10 protein-coding genes are annotated in these 15,672 nt (G+C 48.6%); 3 read left to right on the top strand and 7 right to left on the bottom strand.

Annotated elements, in window-relative coordinates; all coding sequences use genetic code 11:
* Positions 1–11 precede the first annotated feature (11 nt).
* From BUQ91_RS06675 to hisS, 3 genes are read right to left on the bottom strand one after another with little or no spacing between them, the layout of a single operon-like run.
* Positions 12–1,874 (bottom strand): GDSL-type esterase/lipase family protein, encoded by a 1,863-nt coding sequence (locus tag BUQ91_RS06675; RefSeq protein WP_074208606.1) that lies wholly within the window; start codon positions 1,872–1,874, stop codon positions 12–14.
* Positions 1,875–3,512 (bottom strand): SGNH/GDSL hydrolase family protein, encoded by a 1,638-nt coding sequence (locus BUQ91_RS06670; protein WP_074208605.1) that lies wholly within the window; start codon positions 3,510–3,512, stop codon positions 1,875–1,877.
* Between the two features lie 2 nt (positions 3,513–3,514).
* Positions 3,515–4,798: a histidine--tRNA ligase gene (gene hisS, locus BUQ91_RS06665; RefSeq protein WP_074208604.1), complete on the bottom strand. Its 1,284-nt coding sequence runs from the start codon at positions 4,796–4,798 to the stop codon at positions 3,515–3,517.
* Positions 4,799–5,137: 339 nt separating this feature from the next.
* On the opposite strand from hisS, the gene mdh reads away from it, so the two are divergent.
* The gene (mdh, locus tag BUQ91_RS06660; protein WP_072827148.1) at positions 5,138–6,079 is read left to right on the top strand and encodes a malate dehydrogenase; all 942 of its coding nucleotides are present in this window, start codon (positions 5,138–5,140) and stop codon (positions 6,077–6,079) included.
* Between the two features lie 378 nt (positions 6,080–6,457).
* Here mdh and BUQ91_RS06655 read toward each other — a convergent pair whose 3' ends face one another.
* The 4 genes from BUQ91_RS06655 to BUQ91_RS15675 all read right to left on the bottom strand — a co-directional run bounded on the left by BUQ91_RS06655 (position 6,458) and on the right by BUQ91_RS15675 (position 11,363).
* A complete protein-coding gene (locus tag BUQ91_RS06655) occupies positions 6,458–7,399 on the bottom strand; it encodes a T9SS type A sorting domain-containing protein (RefSeq protein ID WP_074208603.1) in 942 nt (313 codons plus the stop codon).
* A 297-nt stretch (positions 7,400–7,696) separates the two neighbouring features.
* Entirely contained in the window at positions 7,697–8,677 is a 981-nt protein-coding gene (locus BUQ91_RS06650; protein ID WP_083601197.1) for a T9SS type A sorting domain-containing protein, read from the bottom strand.
* Positions 8,678–8,691: 14 nt separating this feature from the next.
* Positions 8,692–9,663 (bottom strand): T9SS type A sorting domain-containing protein, encoded by a 972-nt coding sequence (locus tag BUQ91_RS06645; RefSeq protein ID WP_074208601.1) that lies wholly within the window; start codon positions 9,661–9,663, stop codon positions 8,692–8,694.
* Between the two features lie 11 nt (positions 9,664–9,674).
* Positions 9,675–11,363: a T9SS type A sorting domain-containing protein gene (locus BUQ91_RS15675; RefSeq protein ID WP_175566611.1), complete on the bottom strand. Its 1,689-nt coding sequence runs from the start codon at positions 11,361–11,363 to the stop codon at positions 9,675–9,677.
* Between the two features lie 472 nt (positions 11,364–11,835).
* Here BUQ91_RS15675 and BUQ91_RS06635 point away from each other — a divergent pair, with 472 nt between their 5' ends.
* Together BUQ91_RS06635 and BUQ91_RS06630 are read left to right on the top strand one after the other, a co-directional pair.
* Positions 11,836–13,497 carry a family 43 glycosylhydrolase gene (locus BUQ91_RS06635; protein ID WP_074208600.1) on the top strand — a complete coding sequence of 554 codons (1,662 nt, stop codon included), beginning with the start codon at positions 11,836–11,838 and terminating at the stop codon, positions 13,495–13,497.
* 64 nt (positions 13,498–13,561) lie between these two features.
* Positions 13,562–15,649, top strand: a complete 2,088-nt coding sequence (locus BUQ91_RS06630) for a family 43 glycosylhydrolase (RefSeq protein ID WP_254842268.1) — start codon at positions 13,562–13,564, stop codon at positions 15,647–15,649.
* Positions 15,650–15,672: the final 23 nt, after the last annotated feature.

Genomic DNA, 15,672 nt, shown 5'->3' with positions numbered 1-15,672 from the left:
TTTAGGAACTGTTATTTGTCCTTGGGTGCTGTTGATTCCGTATTTTGAGATTGCGGTTTCAATGGAATTTGAATTTGTTTTTGCGTGTTTTGAGACGCTTGCTGTAAAACTTTAGGCATAGGCACGTCGGCCTTGGCTGCCGATGCTACTTTTGGCATTTGCGGCGCGGTCTTTGTAGCAGGCGCTGTTACCTTTGCAGAAGATTGAACAGCTAAAGGCTTTGTCGTTGATGTCGTAATGGACTGGACGCTGGCGGCCTGCTTTGCTGGGAGTGTAGACGCAGGTGCTTGCGGTTCAGCTTTTGCAATTACGGGGGCTTCGGCAGGGAGGTTTGCGATGTGCTCAAAATAGGCCTGCATCAAAGCCTTGTAGAACATGTCGCCGAGCAATTGGTAACCGGCGGTCTTGAAATGCACCTTGTCTTTTTTGGCGAGGTCTGCTTTTTCCCACTTCGCCATGGAACCTAAGCCCCCCATGATGGAGAACTTGTCCCAGACTCCGGCCTTGTGCTTGTCGGCAAGCATAAAAAATGCCTTGCGTGCGATTTCGCCGTTCGGGTGCTGCACATATTTTTTCTTGCGGATTTTGCGGTAAGAGTCGTTGTTCGTTTCAAAGATGAACGCTGTTTTCGGGCTCACTTTGCGGATGCGCTTGATGAGCATGTCGTATTCGTCGCGGAATTGCTTGTCGTTAAAGACTTCGACGTTTGCATCGTTGATGCCGATTGCAAAAATTACGAGGTCCGGCTTGTAATAAGACATTTCCTTTTCAAAGAGCGGGCATGTTTCTTCGAAGTAGTTTGCCACTTTGGCACCGTTGATACCTACGTTTGTATAGGTGATGCCGGGGGCGTTGTTTTCGGCAAGAATACCGGTAAGCGTAAAGCGCGGACGTGGAGGAATAGTATCGACTGCCGCTGAATCCTTCAAAGCGGCTTGCAAGTCTTCGTCACGGTTGAGGCAATTCGTGTCGAGAACATCTTCGCAGTCGCCTTGGAACATGGAATCGGCTGCTGCAGCTGCTTGAGGCACTGAACTTGAAGAAGGCAAAAGTCCAAGGGAATCGAGGCGTATGGAGTCTGCTACGCGGGCGAGTGAGTCTGCTCGTGCAACAGAGTCTTTAAAGAGCGAGTCCGTGATGAACGCGGCGATTTCGGCCTGCTTGGTTGTATCTGCCCAGCGGAATGCAATTTGAATGGTATCTATCGGGCGCGGACTTGTGAAAACGTAGCTCTGGCTAGAGGCATCGAACGTTCCGAAAACATCCATCGAATCGATGCGGAGCACCGGTTCCACATTGTTGCTGTCGCTAAATCCGAACACTCTAAAGCTTGTTTCGCCCCAGATGGGTTCGCTGTTATACTTGTCTAAAAGGAGAGTGAGCTCTGCACGCGGGTCGCTGGTGCTAATTGCAATGCCAAGGAGGCCAAGCGGTTTTGTGATTTCGCGCTGGACATTCTTGTTCTTGTCCCAAATGCCTTTGTAAGAGCTTGCATAGCTTGCCGGTGTATTTGTTCTTGCTGCCGAATATGGAAATACAAATCCACGACCTGCCGAAGCACCCGGGTATTCCTTGATAAGGTGCTCGCGGATGCGGCCGGAAATAACGTCTGCCTGCAAGTGCGAACCACCGATGTGGAGAATTCTCACTTTGCCCCTGTTCTCGAAAACAAGCGTATCAAGTTTCTTGAAGAAAGTCTCGAAACTAGCGTTTCCTTGCGGGAATTGGATTGTGTTTAGCGACGTATCAATAAAATCGTATTTCGCAAAATCTACGTCATAGTAGCCCGGAGTAATCTCCATATCCTTTGCGGAAATGGAACCGATGCTAAAAATGCCAAGAAAAGCAGCTATAGCGGCAAGCTTTTTTCTCACTTATAAACCCCCTCCGGTTTTTGTGGATTTAGCTTTTTCTGCGTTCAGGTCAATTACGTTGGTTGTGTCTGCGTCAGATTTCTTTTTATCCGAATACTTGCGGATGTCCTTGAGCTTTGAATCGTTCAAGTTGTGTCTGCCGCGGAACAGGTAGTAATCGTAATACATGTGGAGAGACGAACAGAACAGGTCGCCCATGTAGGCTGCGCCACGGCGTGTAAAGTGGACGTGGTCGGTAAATCCAAGCGGGGGAGACTTTTTCACCCACTTGATCATGGAACCTTCGCCGCCCATCACGCGGTGCATATCCCAATAAGCAAGGCCGTTTTCAAGTGCCACTTCGCGCAACATCTTGATAGTGATGCCAAGACCCGGATAAGTTTGCCATCTTCCGTTAATTTGTTTTGCCATGTGGGCCGGACCGATAAAGAGAATGTCTGCATCGGGGTTAGCCCTTTGTACTGCTTTAATTTGTCTGGTGATAAGGTTCTTGTTGTAGTCCAAGCCCTTAGGTGTCATGCCCGGCACCAAATTGCCGCCGTATTCCATGATGATAAGCTTTGCGTTCATTGCCTTGTAAGATTCGGCAAGGAGCTGGCTATCGATTTTGTGGAAGATTGTGCCCGAACTTCCGCGCATGGCAACGTTGTCTACAGCAACACCATAAGCACCATCGACGGAAATACCGTAGATTTCGGTGCGGCCGCTCATATAAAGCTTGATGTTGGAAGTTGTATCCGGGAGTTTCCACGTATAAACTCTCAACTTCGTGAATTCTTCGTATGCCGGTGCTTCTGCGGTTTCTTTCTTGTTCTTTAATTTGTACTTGGTTGAACCATCTGCGTTAACGCCTACGGAATCAGATACCATGTGTTCGTATGTGAGGCGCAACTTCAAGTTGCCCTTTTTACCAGCAAGTACCTTGATTGTCGAATAGCCACCGACATGCGGGAACATGTCCTTCTTATTTTCGCGTTTCTTGATGCCGACAACTGCGGAACCATTGAGTTCACCCACCTGTGCCAACGGTCCATAGCGGTTGTGCGTTGCTTGTTCTTCTTTGGGTCCAAAGATAATGTAACGCTGCATGTTGCCATTGTTCCACTGCGATGTCGACTGCGACGGAATATGCATGACGGCAGGGAGCAAGCCCGGACCGTTACCGCCGAATTCCGTTTGCAAGTCTTCGCGGATAGTCGAAGAAATGCGGTCTTCTTCGAGCTGCGAGTCACCGTAGTGAATTACGTGGATCGTGGACGAATCCTTCTGTGCGTTCTGCAAGCTTTGGAAGAACCTGTCAAACCACGTGAGGTCGTCGTTCGGCAATTCAAAGCGTGTGCGACCTTCCCTGAAGAAGTCCTCGTAATATTTGAGGGAATCCGAGAATGCAGCAAACTGCTTAGCCTTTGTTTCTTCCATCATCTGGCGGATAGCTTCTTCCGGATCGACTTGCTCGACCTTGACTTCGTTTCCGGCGGAGTCCGTTGTTGTTTCGGCCTTCTCGAAAACTTGTGAAAGCTTCGGATAGCGAAGCGTCGTGTCGCCAATGTGGATTCCGTCCTCGGGGTAGGCGAGCGCCATCACCCCAAGGGTGAGGAACAAAGAAAGGATGGTGAGTAATACTTTTACTGGTGTCATAGTTAAGCTTTCAGCTGTTCAACAATCGCGGCGACATCGCCCACGTGCATCGTGCCATCGCGGAGGTCCTTGAATTCGAACTGACCGGCAGCCGCCTTGTCGCCATCGACATAAACGACAATCGATGCGCCTTGGTAGTTAGCCTGTTCCAACTGCTTACCCATTTTCATTGTTGCAAGCGGGTGAGAGACAGAGTTTCCGTTTGCGCGGAACACCTGGGCCGTTTCGAAAATCTTCTTCATGTCGTTCGTGAAGCTTGCGATGTAGAAGTCCACATGCTGCTTCGGGCTCGGCAAAAGTCCGCGTTCGCGGAGGAGGTCGGCAAGCACAACGTCGCCCATGCCAAAGCCAACGCCCGGGATGCGGTCGCCACCGAGCTTTTCGGTGAGGCTGTCGTAACGTCCACCGCCTGCGATAGCGCGCATGGATTTGCCTTTGTCGAACACTTCAAATACGATGCCCGTATAATAGGCGAGACCGCGCACAATGGAAAGGTCGAGGTTCACGCATTCGCTAAAGCCTGCGGCGGCAAGCGTTGCAAAGAGGTCTTCGATTTCCTTGAGGGCGGCGGTTGCGTTTTCGCTCTTCACGGCGGCGCGCACTTCTTCGATAGACTTACAACTCATGAAATCGTCGAGTTGCTTAATCTGAGCTTCGGAAAGTCCTGCTTCGGTAAGAGCCTTGGCAAAAGCTTCCGGACCGATTTTCAAGCGACGGTCAAGAACCGGGTAAACGAGTGCCGGGTTCGGGGCGCCAATTTCTTCGAGGTAAGTGGCGAGGAGCTTGCGGCTCGAAACGCCAATCGCAAAGTCGCTGTCCTTGAGGCCGAATTTGCGCAACATCGTTGCGATAGAAGCGAGCAAGTCTGCTTCGGCGTAGATGCTTTCGGTACCGATGATGTCCATGTTCAGCTGGAAGAATTCGCGGAGGCGACCCTTCTGAGCCTTTTCGTAACGGAACAGGCGCGGCATGGAGAACCACTTGAACGGCTTCTTGAGTTCGCGGGCCTTCTGGATCACGAGGCGGGCGAGCGTCGGCGTCATTTCGGGGCGGAGTGCAATTTCGCGGTCGCCCTTGTCCTTAAAGTTATAGAGCTGGCTTACGATTTCTTCGCCGGATTTTCCGGTGTAAAGTTCCAGATGTTCAAACATCGGGCCTTCATATTCTTCGTAGGCGAAACTTTCGGCGACCTTGCGCCAAGTGTCAAAAATATAGTTCTGGATGCGTTCAGCTTCCGGGTAAAAATCACGTGTGCCTTTAGGCAGTTGAGGAATTGCAATACTCATAGTGCGTGCAAAGATAGAAAAGTTACTAGTTCGTAGTTATTAGCTATTGGAAAAAGTAATCGTTACGGACGTTTTATGAGTCGAATTAGCAATCTTGTGTTTAATTTATTTGTAATTATCGTGTCGGTTGTGATAAGAAAAAGAATCGTTAGGTTGGGTCTTTCCGAAAAAAAGACTGTTCCTGCCGAAAAACTGTCCGGAACGGTCGGATTGGGTCTTTTTTCTACTCACTGGAAGACAAATAAATAATATGTAACATTGGTTCATATTGCCGGTTTTACATTTCTTTTGCTATATTTGGTACGTAAAATTTTAAATACCTTAAAAGGAAGGTTAATCATGGCTAGAAAGAAGATTGCACTCGTTGGTGCTGGTCAAATTGGTGGTACAATGGCTCTCGTGCTTGCACAGAAGAACCTCGGCGACGTCGTCCTTATCGACATCCCGATGACTCAGGGCATGCCGAAGGGTAAGGCTCTCGACATTATGGAAGGCCGCTCCGTCATCAATTCGTCCGTTGATCTTCAGGGTTCTACTGATTATTCCGCTATTAAGGGTGCTGATGTTGTTATCGTTACCGCTGGTTTCCCGCGTATGCCGGGCATGAGCCGTGACGACCTCCTCGACAAGAACTGCGGCGTTATCAAGACTGTTGCTGAAGCCATCAAGGAAAATGCTCCGGATGCATTCGTGATTGTTATTACGAACCCGCTCGATGCCATGGTCTACAACATGCAGAAGCAGTCTGGCCTCCCGGCTAACAAGGTTATCGGTATGGCTGGCGTGCTCGACTCCGCTCGTCTCGCTTGCTTCGTCGCTGATGAACTCGGCGTTTCCGTCGAAGACGTCAAGGCTCTCGTTATGGGTGGCCACGGCGACACGATGGTCTCCATCATGGAATGCGTCTCTGTCGGCGGTATCCCGGTTTCTCAGCTCATGAGCAAGGAAAAGTTTGCTGAACTTGCAAAGCGTACCGCTGGTGCAGGTGGCGAAATCGTGAACCTCCTCGGTCGCGGTTCTGCTTTCTACAGCCCGGCTACCTCTGCTATCCACATGGCTGAAGCTTACCTCCTCGACAAGAAGAGCGTGTTCTCTTGCGCTGCTAAGCTCAATGGCGAATACGGCGTAAGCGGTCTCTACTGCGGCGTGCCGGTTGTCGTTGGTGCAAACGGTGTCGAAAAGATTCTCGAAGTCAAGATGAGCGCCGAAGAAAAGGCTGCTTTCGACAAGTCTGTCGAAGCTTGCAAGAAGAACGCTGAATGGGTTGACGCACATACCTAATCAGACCGCTCGGCTCTAGTGTGGCGATGAAAAATTTCTTCTTCGCCTCGCTCTCACAAAAGCGTGCAAAACGAGAGTCGCGAAATTATGCCTGCGTAATTTCATGACCGAGTGAAGCCGCGGACGCCGTAGGCGTCAACCACGCCTCGTTAATACGAGGCGTTTGTTGTTCACGGGTAATCTATTAGATGTCATTCCTCTTCGAGGCTTGACTCTGCGGTTATCCAATACGAACGCAAGCGTTCGTGCTGTCTAACCTTGTATGTCATTCCCGCCTCCGAGCGGGAATCTCCTTCTTAGCAAAACAGCCCACGGGGAAACCCGTGGGCGTTTTCTTTTACCCCAGACGCTATTATGGGGCTGCTATCATGTATTGTTTTACTTCAATATAATCTTCTTTGCGAAATTGACGTTTTTCCCGTTGACGTGAACCATGTAGACTCCTGCATCGAGTGAAGCTAGATCGAGCGAAGCTGTTGTGATATCAATTGTTCCCTTGACGACAGTTTGACCTTGGGTATTTATGATATTGACTGTCGCTTTGGATTTGATTCCCGTAAAGTTAAGTGTGCGGCCCGCAAGAGTTGCCTTGGCTGATGATACATTGCGAATTGTCTTGATGGCATTGCTTCCTTCAAGACCACAGCCTGTGTATGGCCCAATTTGTTTAATATTGAAGTTGTAGTCTCCATTAACGGCTTGAATCTTGAATTTGACTGCAACCAGTTGCTTAGCTGCGTCTGGACCGGAAATTTTTGTTGTGCCGCTATACCAAGTGGGTTGTGTGAATTTAGACCAAGGTATGGCTTGGGTTACGGGGGTGGTGGTTGCTTTATTAAGCTTGAATATCGGGTTTGCATATTCGATAGTCGCATCGAATGCTCCGAGGCCAAGCTCGAGATCGGCTGCTATGTCTGATGTGTATGTGATGCAGAGCCCGCCCCAATCCGTAGCATCTCCGGCTTCGGGGTCTCCGTCAATACCTTCTCCGACAATGTTAAAGCCAATGCCTACAAAGGGATTGTATTTTAATGAGCCCTTAGATAGCGATGCGACGCCACAGACTCCTTTGCAGTGCGTAATTACTGAGTCTAGTGATGTCCCGGTTTCGGTTCTTGTATCTACAGGCCATGTGACTTTCGATTCACCTCCGTCTCCGTCATCGGCATAGCTGAACCAATAACCTGAAGTTTCGGAACCGTTGTCAAGTCCGGTATTGACCTGTGATATTCCATCTTCGCCGTTCCATGTTTGAAATGCTCCGGCGTATGCTGCAGATGCAGCGAAAATAGCTGTTGCCAGCGTGATTGTGTGTCTCATGATGTTTCCTCCCTAGTCCCAAAATGGAACTATAAATAAGATATACTCGTTTTGTATAAATGTTTTGAGGAAATGTCAGATAAAATGAAAAAGTATGAATTTATTATGAAATGTATTCTTAAGATACGTGTCATATGTGATATAAAGTATTTATATGATACGTTGTGTGCTATATAGAAGATTTTTACGTTTGGTCGAAAAAACTTTCTTAAAAAAAGCCCGCGGATAGTAAACTCGTTGACTCTTTCGCATTAGTTATGTCGGCCTCCGAGCCGGAATCGCCTTCTCGTATTTGCTTTACTTTAGTACAATCTTCTTTGCAAAATTCACGTTTTTCCCGCTCACACGCACCATATAAATTCCCGCGTTAAGTGATGCAAGGCTAATTGTTGCGGCGTTATCCATAGCGCCGTTAATAACGCCCTTCATCACGACTTGCCCAAGAGAATTCAAAACTTCGACTGTTGCTGAGGACTTGATTCCTGTGAATCCAAGCGTGCGTCCGTTCAGAATTGCGTTGACTGCGGAAACCCTGCGAACGACCTTGATATCGTCCGGTGGTGTGGGGATTCCGCATTTTTCTGGGCAGGTCCCGTCTTTTGGCCCGACGGCGCAAATTCTGAATTTGTAATCACCTGGTTCCGCCTGAATCTTAAAATGAATTCCGACAAGTTGCTTTGCTGCTGTTTCACCGTCAAATTTGACTGATCCGTCGTACCATGAAGGTTGCTTAAAGTCGGACCACGACACTACAATTTTCTTGTCGGTTTTTGATGCCGGAAGGTTTACTGCTGGGTTTGCATAATTCATCGTTGAATCGATGGTATCGCCAAGACCGAGTTCTAAGGATATGTCTGTATCCGATGTGTAGGTCACGCAGAGTCCGTCCCAAGCGGATGCGTCGCCTGCGACTATCGTGTTGTCCGTGGGGGATGCTTCCCCGACGATGTTGAATCCCATGCCGGAGAACGGTTTTTGAGTTGATGTGCCGCTATAGAGAGTGGCTGTCCCGCATACTCCTTCACAATGCTCAATAACCCCATCCATATAGTGAGGTTCGCATGAATAATATTCGTGACATGGTTGAACTGGATAAACGATTTTTGATTCACCGCCATTGAAGGAATCATTAAAATCGTACCATATTCCGTAAGTATTGGTTTCGTTGCCTAGTCCGGTTTCTACAGCGGGGACTCCGTCGGCTCCGTTCCATGTGATGAACGGTCCTGCGAAGGTAGCCGATGCTGCGCAAAGTGCTGCCAATGTAATCTTTTTCACCATCGACCTCCAAATTACCTCAATACAATCTTCTTTGCAAAATTCACGTTTTTCCCGCTCACACGCACCATATAAATTCCCGCGTTAAGTGATGCAAGGCTAATCGTTGCGGCGTTATCCATAGCGCCGTTAATAACGCCCTTCATCATGACTTGCCCAAGAGAATTCAAAACTTCGACGGTGGCTGTGGTCTTGATTCCCGTGAATCCAAGCGTGCGACCGTTCAAAATTGCGCTGACTGTGGATGTTCCGCGAACGGCCTTGATATCGTCCGGTGGGGTGGGGATGCCGCATTTCTCCGGGCATGTTCCGTCTTTTGGTCCGACTGCACAAATGTTAAAACGGTAATCGCCATCCTCTGCCTGTATCTTGAATTTGACCATGGCGAGTTGCTTTGCAGCGGCTTCACCTTCGATTTTGACGTCCCCGTCGTATGACGAAGGTTGCTTAAAGTCTGACCAACTGAAAACCATTCTATTGCTAGTCTTGGAGGCGGGCAATGGAACGGCTGGATTTGCGTAATTGATTGTGGAATCGGTAACTTCGCCAAGGCCGAGTTCCAGAGATATGTCTGTATCCGATGTATAGGTCACGCAGAGTCCGCCCCAAGAAGAGGCATCGCCTGTGACTAGTGTCCGATCTTTTTCTGAAAGTTTTCCGACGACACTGAATGCTAAACCCACAAATGGAGTGTAGGTTAAATTCCATTTGTTGAGCATGGCTGTCCCGCATATTCCTTTGCATTCATAGATGATGGGGTCTAGTGTATATGGGTATTCTGGGTTGAGGGGCATATCCCAATGAACCATGGATGCTCCGCCATCGCCATCGTCTCCGTAGGTGAACCAAAATCCGCCCCATTCGGTGTTGAGTCCTGTTTGAACTTGGTCGTAAACATCTTCATCAGCTCCGTTCCATGTGATAAACGGCCCTGCAAAAGTTGATGTTGCTGCGCAAAGTGCTGCCAATGTAATCTTTTTCACCATCGACCTCCAAATTACCTCAATATAATCTTCTTTGCTATATTGACGTTTGTTCCGCTCACACGCACCATATAAATTCCCGCTTTAAGCGATGCAAGGCTAATCGTTGTGGCGTTATTCGTGGCGTTGTTAATGGCGCCCTTCATCACGACTTGCCCAAGAGAATTCATCACTTCAGCTGTTGCAGTGGACTTGATTCCCGTGAATCCAAGCGTGCGCCCGTTCAAAATTGCTTTGACTGCGGATGTTCCACGAGCAATTTGAATCCCTGCACTTGGCGTTCCGCATTGTTCCGGGCATGTCCCGTCTTTCGGACCGACCGCGCAAATGTTAAAATGGTAATCGCCGTCCTCTGCCTGTATCTTGAATTTGACCATGGCGAGTTGCTTTGCTGCGGCTTTACCTTCGATTTTGACGGCCCCGTCGTATGACGAAGGTTGCTTAAAGTCTGACCAACTGAAAACCATTCTGTTGCTTGTCTTGGATGCGGGGAGATTGACAGCCGGATTTGCGTAATTGATTGTGGAATCGGTAGCTTTGCCAAGGCCGAGTTCAAGTTGTATGTCTGCATCGGAAGTGTAGGTTACGCAGAGTCCACCCCAAGAAGAGGCGTCGCCTGTGGCATAGGAAAAATCTTCATATGAAATTTGTCCGACAACACTGAAGCCTAAACCTATGAAAGGTGTGTAGGTTAAAATGCCTTTTCTGAGTTGGGCTGTTCCGCATATTCCTTTGCACTCCAAGACGATGGGTTCGAGTACATGTGGTGGTTCAGGATCTGTATAGACGTCCCAACGGACTGCTGACGCACCTCCATCACCATCGTCTCCGTAGGAGAACCAGAATCCGCTCGTTTCTGTTTCGTTGCCAAGTCCTGTTTGAACTTGGTCGTTAGCATATTCATCGGCTCCGTTCCATGTGATAAACTGTTTTGCGGATGTCGCTGTTGACTTTCCGCATTTTTCCGGGCATGTTCCGTCTTTCGGGCCGATGGCACAGATGTTGAAATTGTATTCGCCTGGTTCCGCCTGAATTTTAAAGTGTACGGCGGCAAGCTGTTTTGCTGCCGTCTCGCCGTCGATTTTAATGGCTCCATCGTACCATGAAGGCTGTTTAAAGTCGGACCAGTTGACGACGACTTTGTTTCCGTATTTTCCGTTGGGCGATAGAATGTTTGGAGCTTTTGCGGCAGGGAGCGTTACCGCTGGATTCGCGTAGTTAATTGTTGAATCAACGGTTTCGCCAAGACCGAGTTCCAAGGCTATATCTGTGTCTGACATGTAGGTCACGCAGAGCCCGCCCCAGGCTGATGCATCACCAATATCTGGCGCTGGGTTTGTTTCTGAGGTTTCGCCGACAACATTGAAGCCCACACCGACATACGGATCGTGTTCATAAGATTCTTTGCTTAGAATCGCTGTGCCAGCAAGGCCTTTGCATTCCTCGATGACGGGATCTAAAGATTGATTGATGTTGTCGTATGCATCTATCTGTGCTGGCCAAGCGATTTTAGATGTTCCCAAGTTGTTGTTATCGTTGTAAGAATACCAGTAGCCTTCTGTTTCGAGTCCATTGCCAAGACCTGTATGGATCTGAAACTCTGGAAGGAATTCTTCATAAATTTTGGCTGCATCCCAGGTTTCGAATGAACCTGCGTAAATGACTGACGTTGCGCAAAGTGCGACCAACAAAGATCTTTTCATAATCCACTCTCCTAATCAAATCTACCCAACGTAAAATATATTTACTTTTATGCTTGTTTCCCATAAATAATTTTCAAATAAATGAAATTTTTTTACAGCTGAATCATATGCAATCTTAATGATACGCTTTGTCTGTTGTTGGTCAATTATTCGTCGATAGTCGTTGGTCTTTAGTCATTCGACACGGGTTGTTGTTTCCGATTTAAAATGTCATTCCCGATTTAATCGGGAATCTCCCTTTTACAAAAACGAGAACGTTGTGTTAGCCTCCTTCGACTTTGAACAGAAGTGATTCTGTTGGGGGTGGCGATTCCTGCCGTTTAATCTAAACTGTTGACATTTAATTCGTGAAAATGTGGGCTATTTATGAATTTTTCTCTAAAAATACTCGATGTCATAAATAAATATGTGGACTTTTTATAATTTTTGATATATATTTAGAGCAGTTGTTGGTGTGGATTTGGAGATGTTTATGGGAACGAAGAGTTCTGTTTTTTTTACGATGTTGGAATGCGCCGTTTTTGGCGTATTTAGCGTGATTGGGGCACAGTCGGCTTTTGCCGCTAATCCGCTTACGACTGATTTTTATTCTGCGGATGCGGCGGCACTCGTGCATAACGATTCGCTCTTTATTTTTGCTGGGCACGATGAGCAGGGGCCGCAAGGCAATAACAATAAATCGTTCATTATGAATGATTGGCATGTGCTTGTGACCGATGATATGGAACATTATCACGATTACGGGGCGGTTCTGAGCGTAAAAACGTTCAAGTGGGCAAATGCGAGCGCTTTTGCGGGCCACTGCGAATACCGAAATGGCAAGTTTTATTGGTATGTGGCCGTTCATCATGGGACCATCAAGGAAAATGGAAGTGAAGGCTTTGCGATTGGCGTTGCTGTCGCGGACCATCCGTCCGGACCGTGGAAAGACGCGATTGGGCAGGCGCTTATCACCGACAATACGCCGAACGATGTGAAATTGAACATTGACCCCGCGATTTTCTACGATGGCGACGATATTTGGATGTATTGGGGCTCGTGGAATGCGGGCCGACGCGTGAAACTCAAGGAAAATATGATTGAGCTTGCAAGTACGCCCGAAGATATCAAGATCAAGGACTTTTTCGAAGCCCCGTGGATGCACTTTTTCCGTGGCAATTATTACTTTAGCTATGCCTCGGGTTACCCCTCGACGACGAATTATTCCATGGCTCCGAGCTTGAACGGACCGTGGACACAAAAAGGCGTCATCAACGACAAAATGGACAATTCCGAGACGAACCATCAGGCGATTTTCAAGTATCTCGGACACTGGTATTTCATGTATCACGGTGCTAATTCTCCGGGCGGCTGGACGTACCGCCGTTCTGTGAACATCGATTATCTCTATTACGACCGTGATGGAAACATCCAAAAAGTCAAGCGCACGAGTGGCGTGGATCCGGTGAACAATGCGCTTCTCGAAGAGGGCGGTTACCGCTTGACGGTTTCGCATAGCAATTTGGCACTCGAAGATAGCGATGGCATTGTGGTGCAGCAAACCGCAGACGAAAAGAACGAAGCGCAGCTTTGGGTGCTTTCTCATGGCGATTCGGCACGTTATTACACGCTCAAGAATTTTGCAACGGGCCGTTACTATTGCCCGCCCAAGACGTTGTTGGATACGGTGACAACTTCTGAAACATCTTGTGAAATTCGCATTGAAAATGCATCGGCAAAGAAGGGGTACTTCTTGTTTGCGGATTACGATAGCGATTACCTCGGCGATGTGCTGAACATTTCGAAGGAAGTCGGGATGCCGGTCATCACGTGGGTTCGCACAGGAACGGACAATCAGAAGGTGCAATTTGCGAAGGCGGAACTGCCGAAAGTTGAACCGCCGACGGATTCAGGCAATGGTGGGACGACTGGGCTTGCACGCAGTACTTTGAATGCGTCGGCTTTGCAACAGGTTCACTACGATGCTGGTGCTCGCGTAATTCGTTTGGGCATAGAAGCGTCTTGGGCTTTGCTTGATGTGAATGGTGTTGTTGTGCGTCGTGGTTATGGCCGTGAAATCCAAGTGCATTCCGCTCGTTCGGGAATGTACTTTGTCCGCACCGCCCACACCATCGCGATGGTTATGGTAAGGTAATGCTACTGTGTCATCCTGAGCGAAACGTAGTGGAGTCGAAGGATCCAGTGAATTTTTAAGGAGTATGGAAATGAAGATTTTGAATTTTGCGAATCTTGTGAACAGCGCGACTCTCGCAACGATTGGCGCTTTTGGCGTCTCCGCGGTATCGGCTGCCGATTGGTACGCCAAGGACAACTTGCAGCCGGGTCATGACCCGAGCATGGTGCGCTTCGAGGACGGTTACGCCCTCATGAGCACGAATAATAATTTGCAACTGTGGACATCCGAAGATGCTTACACATGGCAAAACCACAAGTCAACGGTGAGCAAAATTCCGCAGTGGGCTTACACGTATGCGCCAACGACCGAAGGCATTTGGGCGCCTGACATTTATTACATGAACGGTGAATACCGTGTGTATTATTGCGTTTCCGTTTTCGGCAAGCGCACATCTGCGATTGGCTATCAGTCCACAAAGTCGATTATGCCTGGCACAACGGGCTACGGCTGGACGGACCATGGCCACGTTTTCCATACGGTGGCATCGGACAAGTACAATGCGATTGATGCCGATGTCGTTCGTGATACCGAAGGCATTTATTGGATGGCTTTTGGCTCGTTCGGTCTTGGAATTCAGTTGATTAAGTTGGATGCAAAGACGGGCTATCAGGCGAGTGACGATAAGACCGTTTATAACATTGCACGACGCACGAGCAAGGCGAGTAACGGTGCCGAAGAAGGTCCGAGTTTGATTGAACATGGCGGCCAGTATTTCTTGTTTACTGCGTGGGATATCTGCTGCCAGCAGGGCAATGATATTGAAAAGACAACTTACAAAACTGCTTATGGCCGTGCTGATAAAGTAACCGGTCCGTATAAAGACCGTGCAGGTTACGATATGGCTAATGGCGGTGGCACAATCCTTATGGAACGTTACGGACGTTATGTCGGTCCGGGCGGCGGCGAAGCTTTCCAAGACTTGAACCGCGTACGTTTTGTGCATCACTATTATGATCTTAACGGTGACAAGTTCAACCACATCCACATTCGTGATGTTGTGTTTACCGAGGATAACTGGGCTGAGATGGGACAGCCCTTCCTCGGACGTTATTTGAGTGCCGAAGTCGAACACGGCGTGCTCACTCGTGCGGTTTCTGGCGATCTTGCGATTACCCGCAGCAATACCGCTTCGAACGGCGAATATCTTGCTTACATCAACACGGCTGGCTCCAAGATTCGCTTGCCGATGAACATCATGCAAGCGGGCGAGTATCTGTTGCGTTACCGCTATGCAAACGGCGGTGAAGGCGATGCTACGCACAAAGTCACTGTCAATGGCAAGTCGCAAACTGTGACGCTTCCGCCGACAGGTTCTTGGGGCACGTTTCCAGAAAAGTCTATCGTGATGATTCCTGCAACGCTTAAGCGTGGTGGCAACTTCATCGAAATCGAACCGCAGCCGAACGGCTATTTCTCGGAACTGGACCGCATTGACTTTTTGCGCGTGATTCGCGATACGATTCCGGCAAACGGCTTTGACAACGGCATCCGCGTGCGCCTCACGGACAAGGATGAATTTGCTATCAAGGACGGCGGTTACGCCATTTTTGAAAACGTCGTGACGGATTCTATCAAGTCTACGGAAGTGGCTATTGAGGTGAAAAGTCTTACTGGCGGCAAACTCAGCATTCGCGATGGCGCAAAGAACGGAACCGTCCTTGCTGAGTGCGACCTTTCAACGGCTAAGGCTGCAGCCAATGGCTGGTCTGAGGCAAACTGCGGAACGCTCAAAAGCAAAACGGGCATCAAGGACTTTTATTTGACCGCTTCGGGCGTCTCTGGCGAAGCGATTGTCGGAAACATTCTCTTCAAGAGTGCCCCCTTGCCGGAATCAAGTTCTAGCAGTGCTGTTGCGGAATCGAGCTCCAGCGAAATTGTCGTGAGCAGTTCGAGCGAATCCTCCGTGGCGCTCCCGGCTTTCCGTCCGACATTGAACTACTCGGTGACACAAATCCCTAATGGTTACCGCGTACACTTTGATAATGCTGGCGTTCATCAAGCTTACCTCTTGAATCCGATGGGACAAATTGTCTCCCATAAAAAAACTTACGGTACTGATATCGAATTTAATAATCTTCCCAAAGGCCGATACGTTGTAAAAGTGAAGTGATTTTTTGCAATTAAATTGTACCG

Source organism: Fibrobacter sp. UWB11 (assembly GCF_900143015.1).
Classification (GTDB): domain Bacteria; phylum Fibrobacterota; class Fibrobacteria; order Fibrobacterales; family Fibrobacteraceae; genus Fibrobacter.
This window is presented reverse-complemented; position numbering and strand designations above follow the sequence as displayed.

Excerpts from the sequence above, each read along its gene's own strand:
- BUQ91_RS06655 (WP_074208603.1), bottom strand. The coding sequence starts at position 7,399 with ATGAGACACACAATCACGCTGGCAACAGCTATTTTCGCTGCATCTGCA.
- BUQ91_RS15675 (WP_175566611.1), bottom strand. The coding sequence starts at position 11,363 with ATGAAAAGATCTTTGTTGGTCGCACTTTGCGCAACGTCAGTCATTTAC.
- hisS (WP_074208604.1), bottom strand. The coding sequence starts at position 4,798 with ATGAGTATTGCAATTCCTCAACTGCCTAAAGGCACACGTGATTTTTAC.
- BUQ91_RS06635 (WP_074208600.1), top strand. The coding sequence starts at position 11,836 with ATGGGAACGAAGAGTTCTGTTTTTTTTACGATGTTGGAATGCGCCGTT.
- BUQ91_RS06630 (WP_254842268.1), top strand. The coding sequence starts at position 13,562 with ATGGAAATGAAGATTTTGAATTTTGCGAATCTTGTGAACAGCGCGACT.
- mdh (WP_072827148.1), top strand. The coding sequence starts at position 5,138 with ATGGCTAGAAAGAAGATTGCACTCGTTGGTGCTGGTCAAATTGGTGGT.
- BUQ91_RS06645 (WP_074208601.1), bottom strand. The coding sequence starts at position 9,663 with ATGGTGAAAAAGATTACATTGGCAGCACTTTGCGCAGCAACATCAACT.
- BUQ91_RS06670 (WP_074208605.1), bottom strand. The coding sequence starts at position 3,512 with ATGACACCAGTAAAAGTATTACTCACCATCCTTTCTTTGTTCCTCACC.